Here is a 1,130-nt window from a genome sequence, read left to right as displayed (position 1 = left end):
CACGTTGACCACGGTAAAACAACGTTAACTGCTGCTATCTCTGCAGTATTAACTAAAACTTTCGGTGGTGAGACAAAAGATTTCGCACAAATCGATAACGCTCCAGAAGAGCGTGAGCGTGGTATTACTATCAATACTTCTCACATCGAGTACGACACAGAAACACGTCACTACGCACACGTAGACTGTCCTGGTCACGCCGATTACGTTAAAAACATGATTACTGGTGCTGCTCAAATGGACGGTGCTATCTTAGTATGTGCTGCAACTGACGGCCCTATGCCACAAACACGTGAGCACATCCTTTTATCTCGTCAGGTTGGTGTACCTTACATCATCGTATTCTTAAACAAGTGTGACATGGTAGACGACGAAGAGCTACTTGAGCTTGTAGAGATGGAAGTACGTGAACTTCTTTCTGAGTACGATTTCCCAGGTGATGACTTACCAATCGTACAAGGTTCAGCGTTAGGTGCTCTTAACGGTGAAGCACAGTGGGAAGAGAAAGTACTTGAGCTTGCTAACCACTTAGACACTTACATTCCAGAGCCAGAGCGTGCAATCGACGGTGACTTCATCTTACCAATCGAAGACGTATTCTCAATCCAAGGTCGTGGTACTGTAGTAACAGGTCGTGTTGAGCGCGGTATCATCACTGTAGGTGACGACGTAGAAATCGTTGGTATCAAAGAGACTACAACTACTACTTGTACGGGTGTTGAGATGTTCCGTAAGCTGCTTGACGAAGGTCGTGCAGGTGAGAACTGTGGTATCCTTTTACGTGGTACTAAGCGTGACGAAGTACAACGTGGTCAAGTACTAGCTAAGCCTGGTTCAATTACTCCACACACTAAGTTCGAATCAGAAGTATACGTTCTTACTAAAGACGAAGGTGGTCGTCACACGCCATTCTTCAAAGGCTACCGTCCACAGTTCTACTTCCGTACAACTGACATCACAGGTGCTGTAGAGCTTCCTGAAGGTGTAGAAATGGTCATGCCTGGCGACAACTTGAAGTTTGTTGTTGAGCTAATCAACCCAATCGCGATGGACGAAGGTTTACGCTTCGCGATTCGTGAAGGTGGTCGCACGGTAGGTGCTGGTGTTGTTTCTAAAATCATCGACTAATT

1 protein-coding gene is annotated in these 1,130 nt (G+C 45.8%); it reads left to right on the top strand.

All coding sequences use genetic code 11. The features are described 5' to 3' along the window. Nucleotides 1-1,128: elongation factor Tu (gene tuf / locus J7384_RS19185; RefSeq protein ID WP_209116144.1), on the top strand; the 1,128-nt coding region annotated here is incomplete at its 5' end. Between the last annotated feature and the right edge of the window lie 2 nt (nucleotides 1,129-1,130).

The organism is Endozoicomonas sp. G2_1, assembly GCF_017744155.1.
Classification (GTDB): Bacteria; Pseudomonadota; Gammaproteobacteria; order Enterobacterales; family Alteromonadaceae; genus JAGHQT01.
The sequence above is the reverse complement of the archived record's forward strand: the minus strand, read 5'-3'. Positions and strand labels throughout refer to the sequence as shown.